Source organism: Pseudoalteromonas sp. 2CM32C, from assembly GCF_023161925.1.
Taxonomy (GTDB): domain Bacteria; phylum Pseudomonadota; class Gammaproteobacteria; order Enterobacterales; family Alteromonadaceae; genus Pseudoalteromonas; species Pseudoalteromonas marina.
On the sequence record NZ_JALNTI010000004.1, the window covers coordinates 234,577 to 256,903 of the forward strand.

Consider the following 22,327-nt stretch of genomic DNA (forward strand, 5'->3'; position numbering starts at 1 on the left):
ACTGTATTGCTCACCCACTTAATGAGCCCTACGCGCCTAATATGAATGACATTTAATAAGATTGATATGACAGGCCGACTTCTGGGTAAAACTTGTAGACGTAGCTGAAAAGCCGACAGTTTTAACACCATTAAGAATTTAATAGCGTTTAGTACGCTATTGTTTGCCAGCATTTAAAAAATACTGCTTACGAAAATACAGAGCCGTTCCGTTAAAGACCCAGTCGTGAGGCTGCACATTCTAAAAATAGGAACAACTGAACAGGCGAGAAAACATCGTCATGTCAGCGACATAATTTAATAGAGTAACAATATGAAACGTATGCTAATCAATGCAACGCAGCAAGAAGAAATGCGCGTAGCACTGGTTGATGGCCAGCGCCTATATGATTTAGATATAGAAAGCCCAGGTCACGAACAGAAAAAAGCCAATATTTATAAAGGCAAAATCACACGCATTGAACCATCTTTAGAAGCAGCATTTGTTGATTACGGTGCTGATCGTCATGGTTTCCTTCCTTTAAAAGAAATTGCCCGCACTTACTTCCCTGCTGGTTACACCTTTAATGGTCGTCCGAATATTCGTGACGTGATCAAAGAAGGTCAAGAAGTAATAATTCAAGTTGATAAAGAAGAACGTGGCCAAAAAGGCGCAGCGTTAACAACTTTTATTAGTGTTGCTGGTAGTTACTTGGTACTTATGCCTAATAACCCTCGTGCTGGCGGTATTTCTCGCCGTATTGAAGGTGATGAGCGTACCGAACTTAAAGAAGCACTCAGCCGTTTAGAACTACCTAAAGGTATGGGCTTAATTGTGCGTACTGCGGGTGTTGGTAAATCGTTTGAAGAATTAAATTACGATTTGAAAGCGTTATTAGTTCACTGGGAAGCTATTAGACAAGCTGCCGACAGTGCTAAAGCGCCGTTTTTAATTCACCAAGAAAGCAACGTAATTTTCCGTGCGATTCGTGATTATTTACGTCGTGATATTGGCGAAATTTTAATTGATAAGCCACGTGTTTTTGAAGAAGCTAAAGCGCACATTGAGCGTTTTCGTCCTGACTTTATGAGCCGCGTTAAGCTTTACCAAGGCGACACACCGTTATTTACGCATTACCAAATTGAAAGCCAAATTGAGTCTGCGTTCCAACGTGAAGTGCGTTTACCATCAGGCGGTTCAATTGTTATTGACCCTACTGAGGCACTTACGTCTATCGATATCAACTCGTCTAAAGCTACAAAAGGCGGCGATATTGAAGAAACAGCACTTAATACTAACCTTGAAGCAGCTGACGAAATTGCACGCCAATTACGTTTACGCGACTTAGGTGGTTTGATTGTTATAGATTTCATCGATATGACACCGCCACGTCACCAGCGTGAAGTAGAAAACCGCTTAAAAGACGCTGCGCGCCCAGATCGTGCTCGTGTACAAATTGGTAAAATTTCTCGCTTTGGTTTACTTGAAATGTCGCGTCAGCGCCTACGCCCTTCATTAGGTGAAGCAAGCCAAGGTGTGTGTCCTCGTTGTAGTGGCCAAGGTACGGTTCGTTCTAACGAGTCTATTGCTCTGTCTATCCTTCGCTTAATTGAAGAAGAAGCAATTAAAGACAACACTTCTCAAGTAAATGCACAAGTACCTGTTGCTGTTGCCGCCTACTTGTTAAACGAACAACGCCGTAGTGTTCACCGTATTGAAAAGCATCACAAGTGTGATGTAGTGATTATTCCTAATCAACACATGGAAACACCACACTACGAAGTAATGCGCTTACGTAAAGACGAAACACTTGAAACAGTAAGTTACGAGCAAGTTGTTGCGCCTGAACCAGAAGCGTTTGAAATGTCAAAATCGCCTGCAGCACCTGTTCGTGAAGAGCCTATGCTAAAAGGTGTTGTTATGCCTTCAAGCCCTGCTCCACAAGCAGCGCCGGCTCTAGCAGCTAAACCTGCAGCGGTAGCCGCTAAAGAAGAAGCGGGATTATTTACTGCACTTGCTAACTGGTTTAAATCTATTTTTGCTAGCGAAACACCTGAGCAGAAAAAAGAAGCCGTTGAAAAGCAGCAAGAAGAAGCACGTAATAATAAACGTCGTGGAAACGATAACCGCCGTCGTAATAACAATCAACGTCGTCGTAATAACCCACGCTCTAAACAACGCACAGAACGCAATACTGATGAAGTAGAAACAAAAACTAATTCACCGGTAGCAAACGAGAACCAAGAGAAGAACGAAAACCGCAACAAGCGTCGTCGTAATTCTAACTCTCGTAAGCGCCCTGAGCACAAAGCAGATAAAGATCAAACTAAAGCGGCAGATGCGCCTGCAAAAGCAAATGCTGATACGAATGCTGCAGAAGCACCTAAAGAGCATAAGCCTAAGGTTCGTCGTCAACGTCGTAACGTTCGTAAGAAAGTACGTATTCAAGACGAAAATGCTGAGCAACTACAAGCAACTGAACAAACTCCTGTTGAAACAGCTGCAGTAGAAGAAAAGCCGCAGGTTCAAGCAAAGCCTGAAGTTCAAGAAAAGCCAGTAGCCGCTGAAAAGCCAGCACCTGTAAAAGAAGAAAAAGTACAGACTGTTGAGTCGAAAGATGAAACTGTAGCAACTGAAGAAGAGCAAACGCGTACACGTTCGCGTCGTTCTCCTCGCCATCTTCGTGCATCAGGTCAGCGTCGTCGCCGTCCTGAAGGTGAAAGTGCTGAAGCTAAATCTGATGAAGCCCCTGCTTTTGTACCGGTTGCTGACCAAGCTGCTGCAGAGTACGAAGCAGAACTTAAGGCAAAATCGGAAGAAACGGCTGTTGACGCTTCTGAACAGGTTGAACAAGCAGTTGCTGTTGAAGATTTAGCTAAAGTTGAAGTTGCTCAAGAGCAAGTAAAAGCTGAAGAACCAGTTCAGACTGAAGAACCAGTTAAAGCTGAAGAGCCAGTGAAAGCTGAAGAACCAGTAAAAGCTGAAGAACCAGTTAAAGCTGAAGAGCCAGTGCAAACTGAAGAACCAGTACAAACTGAAGAACCAGTGCAAACTGAAGAACCAGTGCAAGCTGAAGAACCAGTACAAACTGAAGAACCAGTTAAAGCTGAAGAGCCAGTTAAAGCTGAAGAACCAGCTTTAGAAGCTGAAGTGGTACCGGTTGAAACTACAGAGACGCCTGTGGAAGTTAAAGAAGCACCAGTAGTTGAAAAAGCGGCTGAGGCAACTTTAAATTCTAAAACAGTGATCACTAAAGGACACGCAAGTGCGCCAATGGCACAACCTGCTCCAGCAGCAGATAGTGAAGTAAAACATGTACCAGTGGCTATGGCTCACGATAAACGTGAACTTATCCCTGATAGTGGTTTACGCCCAGGTTCAATTAAACCTGCTGGTCGTGCAAGTTCTGCAATGACAAAAACGTTAAGCGCTGATTAGTAAATAACGCTTAATTTAAAAGCCCCGCTATTTTAAATAGCGGGGCTTTTTTGTTTTAAATCAGTAATGCTTTCACTTAGAACAAAATACAGTAACAAGAAGCTGCGCTTCTAACGTGAGCAAGCTCTACGTCTACAAGTAAATATTAAACAGTTACATAGCACGTTTAAACGGAGTACTCGCTGGCTTTTGAACACCAGATTATTATTCTGAAAAACACATATTCACAAAGAGATTAAGAGACGCTGCGCTTTTAGAGAAGTGAAAATACGGCTTAAATTTGTTTGTCTACTCATTTGCTCCTCATTCTCTTCTCTTTGTGCAATTAAGATCTTTAAGGCTTGAAGCTACGCTTCACAAGTGAGCAAGCTCGACGTTTACAAAATCAACTTACACTTAAGCATAGCGCCTTTAAACGGACTGCTTACTGGCTTTTAAGCAACGGGTTTTTATTTTGAAAACAAATATTCACAAAGAGGTTAAGAGACGCTGCGCTTTTAGAGAAGTGAAAATACGGCTTAAATTTGTTTTTCTGCTCATTTGCTCCTCATTCTCTTCTCTTTGTGCAAATAAGATCTTTAAGGTTTAGCAAAATACCTCGGCGGTAATTTTTAAATTATAAGTAACAAGAAGCTGCGCTTCTAACGTGAGCAAGCTCAACGTTTACAAGTAACTACTAAACAGTGGCATAGCAGGTTTAAAAGGTCTGCTCGCTAGCTTTAAATTAACTATTGGCGTAACAGGCAATAAAAAAGCGCGATATAAATATCACGCTTTAAATCTCTTTATTGTGGGAATGCTTGGCTTATTCGCCTTCACTTTCCATAAAGCGTTGCAGTTGATCTTTAAGGTTTGGTGGAATACCTTTAATTACTAACGTATCTGTTGCTTCGTTGTAGGTTACACGCTCACCTAAATGCTTGCGCTCAAAGCTTACACTCACACCGCCGCCTAATCCTGAAAATTTAACCATACTGGTCACGGTTTTTTTATCGACTGGGAACGTTTCTTCTAAATCGTAACTTTGGTCCTTGCAAAAGCTGTCAAACGGACTGTCATCGCCTTTTGAAATAGCCGCTGATAGTTCAGTTACGCTTGCTTCTTCACCGGTCGTTACACAATCGTTACAGTAATCAAAAACCTGCTTACGCAAATCGTCTTTTTCTGATTTATCAAACTGCTGCTCAGATAGGTAATCTTCTACTGCATTTAGCATAACTTGGCTTTGTTGTTTAGGATCAACACCTTCTTCACAGCCTAAAAAGTCTAAGAAAAAGTCAGCAACTTTTCGCCCTGCTCTGCCTTTGATAAACGAAATATAACGATTATCCTCAGGCTGTGTATCCCAAGCAGTTAAGTCTATACGCGCTGCTAACTGCATACGAGAAATATCAAGATGACGCGATGCTGCTAAATCAAGCTCAGAGGTCATTGAGTAATGCTCTTTAATATTAATCATGGCAATTAACATGTAATCCGTAGCCACGTACTGGTAATGACAAAATACCAAATAGCCTGTTTCGTTAAATGCGTATTTATCTAGCTCTTCTTTTAATACGGTAGATGCTTGCTCAGTTAAATGCCAAAAGCCCAGCTCGTTATTTCGGTAACTTTGCATAGATGACGCAACAATACTGTTTTTCTCACCACTAAACGCACAGTAACCTTTACCTGGCTTGCCCGTGAATGCATGGTGTAATTGTTCGATAAAAACAGCCACTTTATCATTAATGATCATTTCGTCGTTGCGAAGGTGAATTTGCGTATCGTCATCTTTTTTGTCTACATAATGAACGACTAATTTTTTAACGTCTGTTGTCATCTTTGTTTTTCACGCCTCAAGTGTTAAAATACGGGAATATAACTATTTTATTGAACCAACTGATGCCAATCTTATCAAAATACTCTAATGAAGAAGTAGAACAAATCGTCGACCAGCTTATTGATGTGCTAACTCAACACAAAGCACCGGTTGATTTAAGTCTTATGTGTTTAGGAAATTCTATCACGCATATCCTAAAAGAGCATGTACCAACAGGGAAAAGACAAGCTGTAACTGAGAACTTTGCAAAAGCACTTTCACAGTCGGTTAAATAAACGCATGAATTTATCGCAGCACAATCAGTTTTCATCAAAAGCAAGTCAGTTGCTAAGTTGGGGGCATTGGTTTACCTTCGCCAACATAGGTTTAGCGCTACTAATTAGCTTAAGCTATTTATTTGCTGACTCGCCACCAACAAGCTTTATGGGCATTACATACATGCTAGTAACATGGCTTAGCCATACTAGCTTTATTGCCTTTTTGGCGTTTGTGCTGACGGTATTTCCTTTAAGTTTAGTGTTTCCTTACCCACGCCATATTCGTGGCATGGCCGCTGTTATTGCAACCTGTGGCGCGTCTTTATTAACGTTAGACGCCTATGTATATGTTAACTTGGGTTATCATTTAAACCCTTCAGCCCTGCCTGAAATTATTTCCTTACTTTGGAACCGCTTAACCACTTCTCCAGCGCTTACTACGTTTCTTGCGGGCGGTATTGTACTATTGATTTTAGGTTTTCAATTAGTGGTAAGCAATTATACTTGGCACCATTTAGCACGCTTAAAACAGTTTAAATTTGCACGCTATGCAATTTCGTTTTTAGTGGTCTGTTTTGCTTTTAGCCACAGCATTCATATTTGGGCAGACGCTAACTTAAAATTTGATATTACCAAGCAAGACAATGTGTTGCCGCTTTCATACCCAACCACTGCGAAAAGCTTATTGGCTAAAAACGATTTACTAGATATAGAAACTTATAACCAAGCTCATAGCGTAAAAATTAATAACCAAAATATTAATTATCAGCCACCGGCTCCACTGGTAAAGTGTGATGACTTTACTCAGGCTAATGTAGACATATTTGTATTTGAAACTGATGCACAACTAGTTGAGTTTGCAAATAACCACAAAGAGCTTCATAAAACAGAACTGTTTTTACAGCCTACTAACCATGACGATACGCTGTTTGGTTTAGTGTATGGTTTACCTTCATTTTACAAAGCCGCTATTTTACAAGAACAAATACTGCCTGCATGGCAAAGCCAGCGACGTAGTATTGAAGTTATGGGTATTGATAGCCTTAGCTTTATTAATGATCAAGCTCATACCAATAATACCATTAGAGTTATTAATGGTGCTGCCGAGCAAGCGCCACGTAACAATTCGCATATTTTTGCCTTTAGTTTAGCAAGCGATAACGCTGAAGTAGTCACTACATCAACCTTATATACTTCTGATAAAAACATTGCTGAAGTAAATGGGCTTATCCAACCTAGCGATTTAATTACAACAAGCGTTGGCAAATACTTAAATTGTAGCGCCCTTGCTAAGCAAACAATGCTCGGTGTAAATTTATACAAGAAGAAAGACGACATGGGTGTTAACTACAGCCAAGGTGTTGTAATTGCATATAAAAAAGATCGAATCACTTTAATAGACTCAGATGGTAACTTTAAAAATATTTCTGCCGCTGAGGGGTTTTCTATTGAACAACGCTTAGATATCCCATTTTTAGTACAAAGTATTAAAAAGCTAAAAACCTTCTCTGAATAGTCATGATGTTAACCTAGCTTGCGATAATGCCAAGCTAGGTTATAGTTTTATAACACGTTAATTGCTTAAAAAACATACGTTCATGGATGGCTATTATGACTAAACCTACTTACCTTTTTATTGTGCTTGGTACTCTTTTATTGAGTACACATAGCAACGCAACTACCTACTACAAATGCGTGACCGAAAAAGGCACAACCTTTTCTCAGTTCCCCTGTGATAACCAAGCAACAGCTTATAAAGTGACTACCGCTAATGTGACAGAGTCAGGGCCTGATGTTGGTTATTCAAAACAATTAAACGCACTTGAACGAGAACAACTTTTAAAAGGCTTAGAGGCAGAGCTACGTAGTAATAACCATAAGCTTGCTATTCTCGACAGAAACAAACAACGTAATGAATACAAGCAAAAGGAACGCCTAAATCATATTCTGGCTGACGACGATAAAAAGCGAATTGCAAAAGACATTACAAAAAAACTGAAGCTAATAAATAAAGAATATAAAAAAGAAGTATCTACAATCACCAAACGAATTAAAAAACTTGAGAAAAAAATCGAACGTTACAAAAAAAGTAATTAGAAACATATTACTTAACTTACAATTTGTACTTTTAGTTTATCGATTAATTTAGCCCTAATTAATTTAGCTTGGTTTTAAACTTAAAATAACATACCCTTAACAAAATAGAGTATAAACTCTAGTGTCAATTAAGGAGTGCTAATGCAGCCACGTAGTATTGCTGAATTAATTTTAACTGGCTTTAAAAAGCACTATCAGCTTTTTCAAAAAATAACCGCTCAAGCGCCCCTCGCCTTTGCCAAACAAGACTGGCAAGCAATTAATGATATTAGCCGTTTACGTATTAGTTATTACGATGAGCGTGTTAACGAAACAATACATACCTTAAAGCAAGACCATCCTTCGTACGAACTTGACGAAACCCTTTGGCTTGAGGTTAAAAAGCTATACCAAGAGTTCTTGTGCTTTCACCCTCAGGCTGAACTTGCTGAAACATTTTATAATTCGGTGTTTTGCAGGCTTTACCACAGACGCTATTTTCATAACGATTTTATATTTGTACAAGCCACCCTAAAAGATGCGCCATCGGTTCCTGTTGAATCAGAATACCGAAGTTACTTTCCGGTTGTTGATGGTCTTAAACCCACAATTAAACGCATTATTAACCACTTTGACTTTAAAGCACCTTTTGTTGATTTAGAACGCGATATTCGTCTGCTAGTAAAAGCATTTTATAAGCAAGCCCCTGACACTCATCATCAACCCTGGAAAATGCGCTTTGATATTTTACATACCGCGTTTTATCGCAATAAAGCTGCTTACATAGTGGGACGGGTTGTGTCTGAAAGTGGTGTTCAGCCGTTTATAATTGCTGTTCTTCATCACGAAGATAAAGGCTTATATTTAGATGCCCTACTCACTAAATCATCACAGATGCGTGTTATTTTTGGTTTTGCCCGCGCTTACTTTATGGTTGAAACCCATGCACCTTCTGCGCTGGTACGCTTTTTAAATGAGCTTATGCCCAATAAAACTATGGCTGAACTCTATAACGCTATAGGCTTTCACAAGCAGGGAAAAACCGAGTTTTATCGAGAATTTTTAAATCATTTAACGCATTCGAATGACGAGTTTACCATTGCACCTGGTACTCCAGGTATGGTGATGATGGTGTTTACCCTGCCTTCTTTTGGTTATGTATTTAAAGTCATTAAAGACAAATTTGGTGAGAGTAAACCATTTGGCCGCGATACAGTTTTGAAAAGGTATCAACTCGTAAAAAGCCATGACCGAGTTGGGAGAATGGCCGATACAATAGAATATTCAAACGTCGTATTCCCTTTGGCGCGCTTTGATAGTAATTTACTTGAGCAACTGCACAAAACGATTGGCTCGTCGATGGTCATTGAAGGTGATTGGCTGATCATAAAACATTTGTATATTGAGCGCCGTATGACGCCACTAAACTTATTTTTGGAAAATGCTGACGACGAAAGCGCTGCAGATGCAATAGAGGAATACGGCCAAGCATTAAAAGAAATGATAGCGGTTAATATTTTTCCTGGTGATATGCTATTGAAAAACTTTGGCGTAAGTAAACATAAGCGCATTATTTTTTATGATTACGACGAAGTACAATATTTAACAGACATGAACTTTAGAGCTTTACCTAAAGCGAAAAGTTACGATGATTACTTAATGGATGAACAAACTTACTCTGTTGCCCCGCAAGACGTTTTTCCGGAGCAACTTTGCACATTTGTAACACCCAATCCAACATACAAACAGTTTTTAATAAGCACACACCCTGAACTGATTGATGTTAACTTTTGGAAGCAGGCCCAACAAAATATAAAAAATGGCCTAATAAATCATATTTACCCGTACCCGACAGCACAGCGTTTTATCCATCACTGGTAAGCGCAAGGACACACACATGAATATAAGCAAAATAGATTTAAATTTACTTGTATACCTCGATACGCTACTTCGAGAGTGCAACGTTACACGCGCAGCAAATCAACTTAGCATTACTCAACCGGCCATGAGTAACGGCCTAAAGCGCCTTCGAAACCTTTTTAATGATCCTATTTTAGTTCGAACCAGCGATGGTATGGTACCAACAGAGCGTGCCATAGAGTTACAGCCAGTCATTCGTGGCATACTTATGACACTTGAAGAAACACTCGCACCAAATAGAGAGTTTGAAGCCAGCCAAAGTAAACGTGTATTTAGGATAATGGCCAGTGACTATGCAGCAAGCACACTTGCACCAAAACTACTGAGCAAACTGCACGAAGAAGCCCCAGATACAACGTTAGATATACTTACGCCAAGTGACGTGACCTTTCATGATGTTGAAAATGGTAAAGTAGATATGGCAATCAACCGCTTTGAAAATCTGCCACAATCGTTTCACCACAAACGTATATGGAAAGACAGCTTTTGCTGCCTTGTAAAAGCAGACAACCCAATTATTGAAAACTTCAGCCTTGATAGCTATCTTAAAGCGCGCCATATATGGGTGAGTAAAACGGGGTTTGGTGTGGGTGTTGGTATGGACCCTAAAGATGTGCAAAAGCTAGGTTGGGTTGATGAAGCACTTGCTCACTTTGGGAAACACCGAAATATTGCCACATTTACACGTAATTACCATGTAGCCATTCACTTGGCAAAAGAGCAAAATTTAGTGGCCACTTTGCCATCAAAGGCCGCAAATATTTATTTAGACGATGCCGGCCTTAAAATTTTAGAGCCACCATTTCCTATTCCTCCTTTTGAGTTAGATATGATCTGGAGCCCACTGCTACACAGGGATGCAAGCCATATTTGGCTTCGCCAAAAAGTAGCTGAAGTCGCTGATGAGCTAAAATAAACTTATTACACGGTTATTTGTAAGATTTGCTAGGCGTAATATTGTATTTTCGCCTAGCCATTTTTAATAAGCAAAATATAAATATAAATATCAGCAACTTAAATTACCTTTTTAAAATGGAATGGCCCTTGCTTTAGTTATGATAAGTTTCATTCATAACATTAAAGAGGTCATTATGAACACCCTTCAAGGAACAGACGCTAATCATATTTCAGACATCATTCAAGTAATGAACAGCGGTATCGATTTTTACCAAAAAGCACAAGAAAATATAAAAGACCCTGCTATCGGAGCATTATTCCAGCGCATGATTGACGCACGCAGAGTCAGCGTTGAACGCCTGCAACCCTATGCTATTAACGAGCAAGGTGAGCGAGAGGAAGGCTCTTCATTTGCTGTAGAAGCGCGCAGAGCATACACCGCACTTCTTACTACATTTGGCTCAAACAACGACAGCACGTATGTAAGCGAGCTGGAAGAAGTTGAAGACAAAACACTAGCAGAAATTAAAGAAGCGATGGATAAGCCACAACCCGCAGATTGTGAAGCCGCGCTTGCTGCAACACTTCTTACAATGCAAAGCTGTCATGCTGAAATGAGCCGTATGCAAAAAAGCTAAATAACCTGAATTGTATTTTAGCTATTCAGTAAATTATTCCCCATACAAACCCAGCGATAGGCTGGGTTTTTTATTGCTTTAAAATCATTTAACCTGTTTAAGTTACATGTTAGAACATAATTCATACAAATATTTAATGTTATTAGAATATTTATTTAACTGTATTATTTTTCAGCTGTGCTAGTTTTGTTAATAGGATCCTAAAAACCTCGCTGTGGCGCCGCAGCTTTAATTAAAATAGTAAGGTCCAATATGAAAAATAAAACAGCTAAACTGCAAAATAACGCCGACGTAGACATGACCCCAATGCTTGATATTGTGTTCATACTGCTCATATTTTTTATTGTTACTACCTCATTTGTTAAACCCGTCGCCATTGAATTAAATCGCCCATTAGACAAACCAAGTATTGAAAAACAAAGTAAAAATGCGGTTTTCAGTATTGATGCAAATAACGGCGTTTACTTTTCAGGGAGGTTAATTGACTTGGAGCAAGTGTCGAACAACTTAGCCATGTTTGCAGCTAAATATAAAATAAGCTCTGTGCTTATAAAAGCAGATGAAAACAGCAAGCACAACACACTGATGACTGTGATGAACAGCATTAAAAAGTACGACAACTACGCTATTAGCTTGGTTTCTGACTAAAACCTGTTAGCTAATTAGCCTTAAATATAAACCCAAAAAAAGGGCCTTGCGGCCCTTTGAGTTAAATAACGAAAGGGAGAGTTATTTATTAAAAACGGTACTCTGCGCCTACATAGTAGTACGCGCCGTTAAAGCCAAAAGGTGCTGAACGACGAGAGTATTCAAACACACCGTTACTACTTACAACGGTATTGCCGTTAGCATCTACAATTGTGCCTGTACGAGAGTTGCCAATTTCATTTTTGTCTGGGTATACATCAAACAAATTATTAGCGCCTACATTCACAGATAGGTTTTCGTTAATGAAGTAATTAACTTTTACGTCTGTTAATATTTCGGCACCGTAAGTTTGACGACCACCGTCTTCAACTGTGTATTCACCAAAGCGATTAAGCGACAGATTAACGGTCCAATCTTCGTTTTGGTAAAGCGCGCTTAGGTTAATACGATCTTCTGGTTGCCACTCTTCAATAATCGAAATTTCTTGATCTGAAAACACACTTTCTACCGGCACAGTTTCAAGACCTGAGCCAGAAGGTGTGAATAACGAAACAACTTCAGTTTCTGTAAAGTTTGCAGCAAGGGTAAAATCAAGTGTGCCGCCAAACCCTTCAGTGTTATATGTTGCAACAAAATCTATACCGCTGGTTTCAGTGTCTGCGCCGTTCAAGAAAAACTGACCAGCACCTGCACCAGAGCTAACAAGCGCTGCGTCTAAACTAGTAGACAGCCCTTTACCTAAACGGTTACTAATAACAATTCGGTCATCAATATCGATTGAGTAGTAATCTACTGTTACGTTAATGCTGTCTGTAACGTTATATACAATACCTAAGCTACGGTTTTGAGACTTTTCTTCTTTAAGTTTTGGAATACCTAAACTTTGCGCCAGTGTTGAATCGTTTCTAAACGTGCCCACTTCTTCGGCTACCAATGTACCATTTGGCCCTACAACAAACTGTGTGCTGATGTTGTTAAAGTAAAGCTGTTGCATAGATGGCGCTCTAAAACCTGAGCTTAATGCGCCACGTAATGAAATATCGTCTGTAATTGCCCAGTTACCTGCTAACTTAAAGTTAACCGTATCACCAAAGCCTTTGTAGTTATCGTAACGAAGTGCGCCAGATAAAATAACGTCTTCAATAACATATGCTTCAGCGTCTAAGTAAAACGAAATTACATCGCGTGACTCATCTACTGAAGATGCAGGTGACGAACCACCAAAGCCTTGCGTGCCACCAGAAGCATTTTCGCTGCCAACACCGCCGCTTAAACCACTGTAAATACTTACGCCGTTATTTGTATCGTAATCACGATATGCATACTCATTACCGGCTAAAATACGATACTCATCGGTACGCATCTCTGCACCCATCGCAAGTGAGTAGTCATCAAAGTTTTTAGTAAAATCTAAATTAATTGTTTGCAGCGATAGTTCCATACCGTATGCGTATGCTTCGCGCGGGATAGTAGTACGAATATCAGCAGCACTTAAACCTTGTTCGTAACGCAAAAAGTTAGCGTATGACGCATTAATTGTATCGCTTGTTGTGTAGTCGATGCTGTTTTCACCGTACGTGTACGATAAATCAAGGCTTGAATCGTTATCAAACTCTGTTTTGTAACCAAAGTTATAAGAAATATCATCAATGGTGGTGTTTATTTTTGGTAAGAAACCAAGTGGGATTGTTGCGTCGCCATCTTGCAATACTGGATTACCACCCGCATTAGCATTATGACGGAAAAATGCGGCTGATTCGTTATCACGTGTTGAATACGTAATAAAACCATATAATTCGCCATCGCCTAACTCGTAGCCAGTATTTACCGTTAAGCCAAACTGTTGTGAATCAGCGTCACCGATTCTAAATGTGTTACGATCAGCTGTTAATTCACGCGGATCGCCGGCTAACAATGTACCATCGCTTAGTTCTTCACAGCCGTAAAACTGACATGAACCATGCAAGCCTGCACGATTAGTTGGCGCACGGTCACGGTAGTTAATCGTTGTGTTTAAGTAACCATTGTCACCCAGTGCAAAGCCTTTGTTGAAGTCAACGTTAACTGTTTCGCCGTCACCTTCAGAGTATTCACCATAATTAATAGCTGCTTTGCCACCTTCACTACCATCTTTTAATACAATGTTGATAACACCAGCAATTGCATCAGACCCATATTGAGCAGCCGCACCGTCGCGAAGTACTTCAATACGCTTAATAGCAGATGCCGGTATAGCATTCATATCGGTACCGGCAGTACCACGACCAACCGATGTATTAATATGGATAATACTAGCTTGATGACGACGTTTACCGTTGATCAACACCAATGTTTGATCGGGACCTAAACCACGTAACGTTGCAGGTCTTAATGCATCGGTACCGTCGCTAATAGATGAACTTGAAAAGTTAAATGAAGGCGCAATTGCTTGTAGCATACGACCCACTTCAGTTTGTCCTGTATTTTCAAGTGCTTCAGCACTTAAAATATCGACCGGAACGGGTAAATCTTCAACCGAACGCCCTGCTACACGGCTACCGACAATTGCAATTTTTTCGATTTTGTCTTGAGCAACGTCTTCTGCTGCATTTACACCTTGAGAATTTACCGCCAGTAATGCCGGTAATACTGCTGCACTGACTGCTGAAAGCTTCATCATGTTGTTATCATTCCTGTTGATTTGTTTGAGTTTTATACTCAGTAATCCATTTTGATCAACAACCGCATCGAGCTCAGTCCCCACCAATAATGCCTCCAGCGCATCTAGTTGGGTATAAAATCCATAGACTGAATTTGCTTCATACTCTTTAGCTAACTCGTATGAAAACACCACGGTTTGCTTGGTTTGTTTAGCAAATTCAATTAAGGCTTTGTCTGCTCGCTGCGCTTTTATATCAAATTGCACCATTTGCCCGGTAGTTTGACTTGCGGCTTGCACGCTTAGGCTAAACATAGCTGGTGCAAACACACATAAACCACTCAATAAATGCAATTGGTTACTGCGCACTGTATATAAACAGCTGGCAAACAAAAATCCTCTATGGTTTTGTTTCTTTTTTTTAATCTTTTTTTTACGTGCAGGATTTAAAGATGCAACTTTATCTAACATATGTCTGATTTGCATAGCTGCTTCTTATGATTTTGTATTTTGCGTAAGCGTAACTGTGTGTTTACCTTGGCGTTCATGGTTAATAGAAAAGTTAGTGTGTAAACTTTCTAGCAACCCAGCCACATCACCTGCTTTGAAAACACCCGCTACTTTAATAGACGCAAGTTCTTTAGACGATAATTTAAAACGTGTAGAAGTATACCGGCTCACTTCGTTTAAGGCATCGCTAAGCGGCTCACCATTAAAAACAAGCATGCCATTTTGCCATGCTAAGTCACGTTCAACATCATCAATAGAAAGCTGGGTAATTGGTTTGGTGATGCTTTTTTCTATAACGGCTTTTTCGCCAGATGTAACTATATTGGCGTTAATTTGGCGAATTTTATCTGCGTTTTTGTCAGCTGACTGGTAGGCTTTAAAGTCACTGGCATCCACCGCCACACTTGGATCGGTGATCATTACTTTGCCTTCGGTTACCACCAGTTCTAAATCTGAAGATGTATTACGCTGAACATTAAACACAGTACCCAATGCTGTAAAACTCTTATTGCCAGCCATTACACTAAATGGACGAGATGCATCTTTAGCAACGTTAAAACGCCCTTCTCCTCTGTTGAGCAATAGCTGTCTGCGGCCTTTGCTGTAGGCAACTTCTAATAAACTATTGGTGTTTAATTGCACAATGGTGCCGTCGGGTAATGCGTAAGTTGCTTGCTCGCCAACTTTAGTTTTATAAATTTTAGTGTAATTAACTTTTGCTAATTGTTGGCTGTAACCATTTTCTAAGTTAATTAATAGATAACTACACACCATAAGAGCTGTAAATAAACTGGCTGCAATAGACGTTGAAACCAGCCATCTTTTCTTGGGTTGCTTACTATTACGATGAGGGAATAAATTACTGAGCTCGTTTAAAACAGATATTTCATCCCATAAGTGGGCTAGCTCGTAAAGCGCATCTTGGTGAGCGTTGCTCTGCATCATCCACAATGTAAACTGCTCTTTTTCATCTTTTGATAAGCCACGGTCAATGGCGCTGATCCAATTACAAGCTGTTTCTAATATAAAATCTTTTGAAGTAAATTGATGAACATTGCTCATTTTGCAACCCTCTTTACTGTTAACGGATGAAGAAAGTTGTCGTGCTTAGTTTTTGCCACTTGGCTTTGATCGTGTTCGCGCATGTAAAGCATGGTTTTTAATAACCCTTTAGCAATGTGTTTTTCAACAGTACTCTGACTAAGCTGCATCTCGCTTGCGATCTCTTTTTGGCTCATGCCATATACTTTTTTAAGTATAAAACATTTACGGGTTGATGGGCTTAACTGCTCTGTTGCTTTACAAAACAGTAAAAAACGTTCTTTTGACGTGTATTCATCTTCGAGCTGCATTGACTTTAGCAACACAGGTAATTCACTATCGTCGTCTAGCGAATCATTAAATTTGTTGTCCCACTTAGCAACATGGTTTAATGCTAAATGTTTAGCGGTTTTTAACATGTAACTACGGGTATATTGAATATCTTGTTTTAAATCAGCCTCGTAGCTTTTAATAAATGTTTCTTGCACAATGTCCTCTACATCATCGGGCTGTACTATGCGTGAAACAAAGCGTTTAAGTTGGCTTGAAATATCAACAAATGTTGACGCAAATTTATTCTTTTTGGTCATCTTTAGTAAACACCTGTTGTTATTATTGTTAGCGTAAGATTACGAGTTTTGAATATAAAAAACTAGTTAAATGTAAATTTTTAGTTGTATAAATGTCATATTTTTTTATTAGGAGAATTAATGGGTAAAATTTTAGACTATATCCGACTGAGTTTTTTTGCTTGCGGGCTACTTTTAGGCGTACAAATACCCGCGTTTGTGAGTGATTTTGGCCAAGCATTGAACGCACAATTAGTGGAGGCAAATAATGCAATAGCGCCTTTTCAAAAAGACGCAAAAAAATACTTTAATAACGACCTTGCTAAGTTAATAAAGCACTATGAAAATTTAGGCGATGAAATTGTGGGAGAAGGTGCCAATCATATTCAAACTCTCAGCCAGCGTCAGCAAACTTTGGCGAGGGCTGTTGATGAATTTTCAAACTCGCCTTATCTGTTTACGCTACGTAGCGAGCTTCACACTATAAAACAGCAAGTATGGCAACGTTTTGAAGGGCAAATAATTTTAAAAACAGACTCAATTACCGCAGCAATTATCACCGCAATAATCATTGCGTTTATTGCAGAGCTTACAGGTTTTTTGTTTATGGTTTTAATTAAACGCGTTTATCTGCGATTAATCAGTACGTGCGAATAACGATTTCATAAAGTCAAAAAACACATCTGTTTTTCGAGTTGTTAAGCTATTTTGTGGCCGTAAAAACCATACAGGGGCATCGCTTTGTGCAAGTATGTTAGGCATCACTTCTACTAATGTGCCATTTTTTAGCTCATCGTTTATTGCAAGCCTAGACTTTATAGCAATACCGTGACCCGCAATGGCAGCTTGGGTCATGTTGTCTGAATTTGAAATGGTAAAGCGCGTTTGTGCATTAAACGTGTGAATTTTTTGTTGGGCATCATAAAGCTTTAATTGGCGTTGCCATGGCAGACAGACCCAAAAATGTTTTTCTAACTCAGAGATGGTTGTTGGCATTGAATGCTTTTTTATATAACTAGGCGCAGCACATAATACACGACTGTTATTGACTATTTTACGAGAAAGCAATCCTGAATCATTTAATTGCCCTACACGAATAGCGACATCTTGCGCATCATCAACTACGTTTACAAACTGATCGGTTATTAAAAAGTCTAGTTTTAGATCTGGAAAAGCATGCTCAAATTCATTAAGCCTAGGCATTACATATTTAGAGAAAACCCAAGGTGGCATGGTTACTCTTAATAACCCACTTACCGATGAACTACGTGCGCCAATACTGTGCTCTGCATCACGTAATGCTTCAATTATTGCACCTATGCGGGTATAAAATACTTCTCCCGCGGGTGATAAGCGCACTCTTCTGCTATCTCTAAACACAAGCACTGTAGCGAGCTCTCGCTCTAATTTACTTAAGCGATGACTGACTGTTGCAGGTGATAAACGCTGTTCACGAGCGGCTGCCAGCACCCCTTTATTTTCAACCACAGCAATAAACGTTTCTAGATCACTTAAGCTGTACATAAAAACCCACAATGTCTTTTCAATGTTTAATATTTTCGAATGAAGCTTTCAGTTTTGCAATGTTTATTTAAATATTTAAAACCATATACTTTTGACCAAGTTTAATAATTGATGAGACTAAGCCATGAGTTTAAAAGCACAAATAGATGCATTTAATGTTCAAAAAGAAGCTAATTTGCCCGCAGACGTTTTAGCATTAATGAATACAACAAACGAAGAATTAATTGCTCAACACATACGAAATAAAGCCTTACAGGTTGGCGATAAAATAGAAAACTTTATTTTGGCAAACCACCTAGGCAAAAATATAGAATTGGCCGATTTATTAAATAAAGGCCCTGTCGTTGTTAGTTTTTACCGAGGCGCATGGTGCCCTTATTGTAATTTAGAATTAAAAGCACTGAACGATTTTTTACCTCAGTTTAAAACTAAGAGCGCCCAATTGGTGGCAATTTCTCCTCAGCTACCAGATCAAACCTTAACGACTGCCCAAAAAAATGAGCTTGAGTTTGATGTGCTCTCAGATGTTGGTAATAAAGTTGCACAGCAATTTGGCTTATTATTTACACTCGATAAACGTATTCAAGAATTATACACCGGGTTTGGTATTGATTTTGAACACACTTACGGCGATAAAACATACCAACTTCCCCTACCTGCCACTTACGTGATTAACCAAGAAGGTGTAATCACTTATGCATTTTTAAACGAAGACTACACACTTCGCGCTGAGCCAAGTGATGTAATGACCGCACTTGATGGAGAAAATAAATAATGCCTTTATTAAAATCATTAAAGCTAATAAGTCTTACACTTGCCCTTGGCGCAAGCTTACTGAGTAGCTCAGTGAACGCTGAAGAAAGTAAAGAAAAACCAAAAGTACTTATTTTTGATGTAAACGAGACCCTGCTTGACCTAACAAGTATGCGCGCCTCGATTGGTAAAGCGTTGGGTGGCAGAGAAGATTTACTGCCTCTTTGGTTTTCAACCATGTTACATAATTCGTTAGTAGATACAGTGACCGGTGATTATCACGATTTTGGCCAAATTGGTGTGGCTTCGCTTGCTATGGTGGCAAATAATAACAATATTAAAATTACCAACGAGCAAGCTAAAACGGCCATTGTTACACCGCTATTATCATTACCTCCACATAGCGATGTGAAAGACGGACTGGCAAAACTAAAAGCGCAGGGCTATAAGTTAGTAAGCTTAACTAATTCGTCAAATAAAGGCGTTAAAACTCAATTTGAAAACGCAGGTTTATTGTCATATTTTGACGCGCGTTACAGCATTGAAGATATAAAAATATATAAACCTGATTTACGTGCCTACGAATGGGTACTTAAAAAGCTAAACGTCGCACCGAACGAGGCTATGATGATTGCTGCACATGGTTGGGATGTAGCGGGCGCTAAACAAGCGGGCTTACAAACAACTTTTATTGCACGCCCAGGGAAAGCGTTATACCCGCTTGCGAAAAAACCTGATCACGTTGTGAAAGATTTACATGAATTAGCCGCTCTACTTAAATAACGAGCGCAAATTATAAAATCAATACCCAAGCGGCCATTCTCAGGAAGAGATTGACCGCTTTTTTATTGCTAAAAACCGCGTGTAAACAATGTATTTAGCCCTTTTAACTGCTAGCAATTTACCCCTCACAACGCTACTATTTAAAATAACACGTTGTGGAGATAATTATGAATAGTCAAAGATTAAGCGAGTTTGAAGAGTATTTTCAAATAAACGAGAGCATTAGGGTTAATTTGTTTGCTGTATCTAATGAACAAGTACCTAAATCTCAGCTAGCACTTGACGATGATATCCCGCCTCTTTTTAGATTAGCTAATGAAGTGAGTGAGCTTGAACAAAGCTCGTTACGTCCACTTCGAAACTTAGGCGATGTAGCCCAAGAGCTTGCTGCATTTTTGCAGGCACAATCGCGAAAAATAGATTTAATTATGAGCCATATTTTGGCCTCAGAACAAGCGCAAGAAAATGCAATACACTGCGATAGCTATGGCGGCGGAGGTATTAAGTTTACGTCGTCAGATGTGTATTCTATTGGCCAATCGTTTAGGACAAAACTTTTTTTGCATCATGAGGCATCAGCTGTTTACTGCTACACTGAAGTGGTTGCCATAGAAAAACAAGATAACGACCACTACCAATACACAGTGCTTTTTACATCTATCAGAAACACTGATCAAGAATTAATAGTAAGAGCAAGTTTACATGCGCAAACGCGCCAACTAAAAAAACGCCAAGAACTAGAGCAACCATTAGACGATTCAAGCTCTGAATAATTGGTTTTACAATACAGTTTATATGGCAAAGCAAACCTATTTTTCAAGTGACTTGGAAGTAGCACAACTGCTAAACTAGCAGTATCTCTATTTGTATAAAAATGCCATGAACTTTAGACTTTTACCTGAATGGGCTGAGCAAGACGCTGTAATGCTAACTTGGCCACATAAACATACCGATTGGGCCGATAATCTAGCCCGTGTTGAGCCAGTCTATGTTGAGCTTGCAAAGCATATAACACACTACCAATTTTTAGTTGTTGTTGCTCACGACGAAGCCTTAAAAGCACATATCACTGCACTACTTAACCAAGCAAATATTAATTTAGAGCGTGTTCATTTTGTTGTAACACCCACTAATGACACCTGGGCGCGCGATCATGGCCCACTAACATGTGCAAATATTAATGATGAGACCAAATTAAAGGTCTATGATTTTACATTTAATGGTTGGGGCAACAAATTTGAAAGCGCACTCGACAACCAAATTAATAAAGCGGTTGTTGAACAGCTAAGCCATGCAAACAATGATTACCAAGCCCTAGATATGGTGCTTGAAGGTGGCGGTATTGAAATAAACGAGCACGGCGTATTGCTAACAACGAGCGAATGTTTGCTTAACAAAAACCGTAACCCTGACTTATCGAGCCAAGACATAGAAACCTTATTAAAAACGTATTTAGGTGCCACCGATTTTTTATGGGTCGATCACGGTTATTTAGCTGGCGACGATACCGACAGCCACATTGATACCCTAGTACGATTTGCACCAAACAATACGCTTGTATATGTACAATGTGATGATGAAAATGACGAGCATTTCACCGCACTAAAAGCAATGGAAAACCAACTGAAAAGCTTTAAAAAAGCAGGTAACACCCCATATACTTTAGTTGAACTACCGTGGCCTAAGGCAGCGTATGACGATGGAAATTCACGCTTACCTGCAACCTATGCCAATTACTTAATTATTAACAATGCAGTGCTTGTGCCTACATACAACGATGTAAACGACGACTGTGCATTAGCACAGGTTCAAATAGCGTATCCGCAGCACACTATTATTGGCGTGAATTGCCAGCCTATAATTGAGCAATTTGGTAGCCTTCACTGTATTACAATGCAATTACCGCGTGGATTTTTAGCTGGAGCAGCACAATGACAAGCCCTGCAAAATTAACCGTTGCTTTAGTGCAACAAAGCAACAACCATAACGCCGATGAAAACATGGCTAAATCAATAAAAGCCATTCGTGAAGCTGCTCAAAAAGGGGCTCAGCTTGTTGTTTTACAAGAGCTTCATCGTAGCCTTTATTTTTGCCAAACCGAAGACGTTGATGTCTTTGACCTGGCAGAAACCATACCTGGGCCAAGCAGTAACACCTTAGGTGAACTCGCTAAAGAGCTCAATATTGTGATTGTGGCGTCACTGTTTGAGAAGCGTGCAACAGGCTTGTACCATAATACTGCAGTGGTGCTTGAAAAAGACGGTAGTATTGCAGGTAAATATCGCAAAATGCACATACCTGATGACCCTGGTTTTTACGAAAAGTTTTACTTTACCCCAGGCGACTTGGGCTTTGAGCCTATTCAAACATCGGTAGGTAAATTAGGTGTGTTGGTATGCTGGGATCAGTGGTTTCCAGAAGCCGCGCGTTTAATGGCTATGGCTGGTGCTGAGCTATTAATTTACCCAACCGCTATTGGCTGGGATCCCAATGACGACCAAAATGAACAAACACGTCAAAAAGATGCATGGGTTATTAGTCAACGTGCCCATGCGGTCGCAAATGGAGTACCGGTGATTAGCTGTAATCGTGTTGGCCACGAGAGCGACCCAAGCGGACATAGCAGCGGCATTCAATTTTGGGGTAACTCTTTTATTGCGGGTCCTCAGGGTGAGTTTTTAGCGCAAGCTAACAACATCGATGAACAAATATTAGTGGTAGAAGTTGATCAAAAACGCTCAGAAAACGTAAGACGTATCTGGCCGTTTTTGCGTGATCGCCGAATTGATCACTACAGCGACCTTACAAAAATATACCGCGACTAACTAAAAGAA

General features: G+C 39.7%; 19 protein-coding genes. 14 read left to right on the top strand and 5 right to left on the bottom strand.

All coding sequences use genetic code 11. The features are described from left to right. Positions 1-312 precede the first annotated feature (312 nt). Entirely contained in the window at positions 313-3,417 is a 3,105-nt protein-coding gene (rne, locus tag MTF67_RS10390; protein WP_248519478.1) for a ribonuclease E, read from the top strand. An 805-nt stretch (positions 3,418-4,222) separates the two neighbouring features. Here rne and yejK read toward each other — a convergent pair. Next, positions 4,223-5,239, bottom strand: coding sequence for a nucleoid-associated protein YejK (gene yejK / locus MTF67_RS10395; RefSeq protein ID WP_006794655.1), 1,017 nt, complete (start codon positions 5,237-5,239; stop codon positions 4,223-4,225). Between the two features lie 62 nt (positions 5,240-5,301). Between yejK and MTF67_RS10400 the strand changes: the two genes are divergently transcribed. The 7 genes from MTF67_RS10400 to MTF67_RS10430 all read left to right on the top strand — a co-directional run bounded on the left by MTF67_RS10400 (position 5,302) and on the right by MTF67_RS10430 (position 11,675). Then, complete coding sequence (locus MTF67_RS10400) at positions 5,302-5,514, top strand: DUF1414 domain-containing protein (RefSeq protein ID WP_006794656.1); 213 nt, start codon at positions 5,302-5,304, stop codon at positions 5,512-5,514. Positions 5,515-5,518: 4 nt separating this feature from the next. Continuing rightward, positions 5,519-7,012, top strand: a complete 1,494-nt coding sequence (locus tag MTF67_RS10405) for a DUF3413 domain-containing protein (RefSeq protein WP_248519479.1) — start codon at positions 5,519-5,521, stop codon at positions 7,010-7,012. 95 nt (positions 7,013-7,107) lie between these two features. Then, positions 7,108-7,593 carry a DUF4124 domain-containing protein gene (locus tag MTF67_RS10410; RefSeq protein WP_248519480.1) on the top strand — a complete coding sequence of 162 codons (486 nt, stop codon included), beginning with the start codon at positions 7,108-7,110 and terminating at the stop codon, positions 7,591-7,593. 141 nt (positions 7,594-7,734) lie between these two features. Continuing rightward, positions 7,735-9,453, top strand: a complete 1,719-nt coding sequence (gene aceK, locus MTF67_RS10415) for a bifunctional isocitrate dehydrogenase kinase/phosphatase (protein WP_058429091.1) — start codon at positions 7,735-7,737, stop codon at positions 9,451-9,453. A gap of 16 nt (positions 9,454-9,469) precedes the next feature. Next, positions 9,470-10,408: a LysR family transcriptional regulator gene (locus MTF67_RS10420; RefSeq protein ID WP_006794660.1), complete on the top strand. Its 939-nt coding sequence runs from the start codon at positions 9,470-9,472 to the stop codon at positions 10,406-10,408. A gap of 175 nt (positions 10,409-10,583) precedes the next feature. Beyond that, positions 10,584-11,027 (top strand): PA2169 family four-helix-bundle protein, encoded by a 444-nt coding sequence (locus MTF67_RS10425; RefSeq protein ID WP_008126367.1) that lies wholly within the window; start codon positions 10,584-10,586, stop codon positions 11,025-11,027. Between the two features lie 252 nt (positions 11,028-11,279). Continuing rightward, the gene (locus MTF67_RS10430) at positions 11,280-11,675 is read left to right on the top strand and encodes a biopolymer transporter ExbD (protein ID WP_248519481.1); all 396 of its coding nucleotides are present in this window, start codon (positions 11,280-11,282) and stop codon (positions 11,673-11,675) included. An 88-nt stretch (positions 11,676-11,763) separates the two neighbouring features. Here the strand turns inward: MTF67_RS10430 and MTF67_RS10435 are convergent, their stop codons facing one another. Genes MTF67_RS10435 through MTF67_RS10445 form a run of 3 tightly spaced genes read right to left on the bottom strand, consistent with a single transcriptional unit; the run spans position 11,764 to position 16,454 of the window. Next, positions 11,764-14,799, bottom strand: a complete 3,036-nt coding sequence (locus tag MTF67_RS10435; RefSeq protein WP_203986811.1) for a TonB-dependent receptor — start codon at positions 14,797-14,799, stop codon at positions 11,764-11,766. A gap of 9 nt (positions 14,800-14,808) precedes the next feature. Next, a complete protein-coding gene (locus tag MTF67_RS10440; RefSeq protein ID WP_248519482.1) occupies positions 14,809-15,885 on the bottom strand; it encodes a FecR domain-containing protein in 1,077 nt (358 codons plus the stop codon). After that, a complete protein-coding gene (locus MTF67_RS10445) occupies positions 15,882-16,454 on the bottom strand; it encodes an RNA polymerase sigma factor (RefSeq protein WP_248519483.1) in 573 nt (190 codons plus the stop codon). The genes MTF67_RS10440 and MTF67_RS10445 overlap by 4 nt, the downstream gene beginning before the upstream one ends. A 120-nt stretch (positions 16,455-16,574) precedes the next feature. Between MTF67_RS10445 and MTF67_RS10450 the strand changes: the two genes are divergently transcribed. Further along, the gene (locus MTF67_RS10450) at positions 16,575-17,090 is read left to right on the top strand and encodes a DUF2937 family protein (RefSeq protein WP_248519484.1); all 516 of its coding nucleotides are present in this window, start codon (positions 16,575-16,577) and stop codon (positions 17,088-17,090) included. On the opposite strand, the gene MTF67_RS10455 is transcribed toward MTF67_RS10450, so the two are convergent. After that, positions 17,070-17,957, bottom strand: coding sequence for a LysR family transcriptional regulator (locus MTF67_RS10455; protein ID WP_248519485.1), 888 nt, complete (start codon positions 17,955-17,957; stop codon positions 17,070-17,072). The genes MTF67_RS10450 and MTF67_RS10455 overlap by 21 nt on opposite strands. Positions 17,958-18,081: 124 nt before the next feature. On the opposite strand from MTF67_RS10455, the gene MTF67_RS10460 reads away from it, so the two are divergent. The 5 genes from MTF67_RS10460 to MTF67_RS10480 all read left to right on the top strand — a co-directional run bounded on the left by MTF67_RS10460 (position 18,082) and on the right by MTF67_RS10480 (position 22,318). Then, complete coding sequence (locus MTF67_RS10460) at positions 18,082-18,732, top strand: peroxiredoxin-like family protein (RefSeq protein ID WP_248519486.1); 651 nt, start codon at positions 18,082-18,084, stop codon at positions 18,730-18,732. Continuing rightward, on the top strand, positions 18,732-19,493 hold the full coding sequence (locus tag MTF67_RS10465) for a haloacid dehalogenase type II (RefSeq protein ID WP_008126386.1): 762 nt from the start codon (positions 18,732-18,734) through the stop codon (positions 19,491-19,493). The genes MTF67_RS10460 and MTF67_RS10465 overlap by 1 nt, the downstream gene beginning before the upstream one ends. Before the next feature lie 167 nt (positions 19,494-19,660). Further along, positions 19,661-20,266, top strand: coding sequence for a PilZ domain-containing protein (locus MTF67_RS10470; RefSeq protein WP_006794671.1), 606 nt, complete (start codon positions 19,661-19,663; stop codon positions 20,264-20,266). Between the two features lie 106 nt (positions 20,267-20,372). Continuing rightward, positions 20,373-21,428 carry an agmatine deiminase family protein gene (locus MTF67_RS10475; RefSeq protein WP_248519487.1) on the top strand — a complete coding sequence of 352 codons (1,056 nt, stop codon included), beginning with the start codon at positions 20,373-20,375 and terminating at the stop codon, positions 21,426-21,428. Then, positions 21,425-22,318 carry a carbon-nitrogen hydrolase gene (locus MTF67_RS10480; protein ID WP_203986798.1) on the top strand — a complete coding sequence of 298 codons (894 nt, stop codon included), beginning with the start codon at positions 21,425-21,427 and terminating at the stop codon, positions 22,316-22,318. Before MTF67_RS10475 ends, MTF67_RS10480 begins: the two co-directional genes overlap by 4 nt. The last annotated feature ends 9 nt before the right edge of the window (positions 22,319-22,327 follow it).